Source organism: Protofrankia sp. CiP1_Cm_nod2, assembly GCF_920664355.1.
Classification (GTDB): domain Bacteria; phylum Actinomycetota; class Actinomycetes; order Frankiales; family Frankiaceae; genus Protofrankia.
On sequence record NZ_CAKKTL010000110.1, the window covers coordinates 1,625 to 2,649 of the forward strand.

Annotated in this window: 1 pseudogene; it reads right to left on the reverse strand. The window is 65.5% G+C overall.

Features of this window, described 5'->3' with window-relative positions:
- Positions 1-1,018: pseudogene (locus NBW84_RS13640) on the reverse strand (hypothetical protein); the annotation flags it as partial.
- Between the last annotated feature and the right edge of the window lie 7 nt (positions 1,019-1,025).

Sequence of the window (1,025 nt, forward strand, 5' to 3'; positions counted from 1 at the left end):
GCGGCCACTTGTCGAGCGTGAGGCAGTCGTCGCTGGTTTTCGGCTCCCGGCCGCTGATGACGAACTGGCACGGCTGCCCGCCGGTGGCCTGCCGGTTCTGGTTCGACGGGTCGTACGGGGGGAGCTCCTTCCAGGAGAGATCGATGTAGATCACGGTCAGCTGTTTGCTCTGCGCTATCTGGGAGGCGTTGAAGTCGTTGCATCCGGTTGCTCCCGGCCACGCGGTCGCCGGAAAGTTCTTCACGTCCTCGCACGACGTGGGGGAGTCCTGCCGCAGCTGCTTCTCGATGCCTGTCCTGTCGATCGCCGTATTCTTGGTGACCATGTCGACGAACAGCTTGGCGGCATCGTAGGAGATGCCGATCCGCTCGTCCGCCCACAGTGTCTGGTGCTGGGCCCTCCCGGTCGCCTCGTACATGCTCTTCAGGCGGTGACAGAAGTCCTCCAGCGACCTGCTCACAAACAGGCCCTGGGTCAGGGTCCCGTCGAGGCACTTCTTGCCGGCGAGCACCACGGGAGCGCCTTTTGACACGAAGCGGAAGGCGGTCGTGTTGTTCCACTGTCCTGCCGCCTGGACCACGTACCGCGACACCGAGTCGTCGGCGAGGACCCGGTCCAGGCAGGCGCGCATACCGTCGAGGAAGCCGGGGAAGTCGTTGTACCGGCCGGCGAAGAAGAGCAGATTGCTCTGGTTCTCGCCCGCGCACCGCTCACGGAACCAGTCCGGTGTGTTCTCCCCGGGTCCCCAGCCGTGCGGTTCGTAGCGGAGCCCGGCCCGGGTGGCCTCGTTCCTGACGTCCTGCACCAGGGTGGAGACGTAGAGGTCGTCCACGGCCGGGTCCCCCTCCTGGCCGCGGGGATCACCAGGCGACCGTGGGTAGTACACGCTGATTCCCTGCTGTGCTTTCTTGGCATAGGCGGTGGCGAGCTGGGCCTCCCGCCGGTTGTTCGGCACCATCTGGAAGTAGGACGGTGAGAAGATCTCCATGGCGTCCCCGGACAGGGTGGTGGCGATCACGGGTATA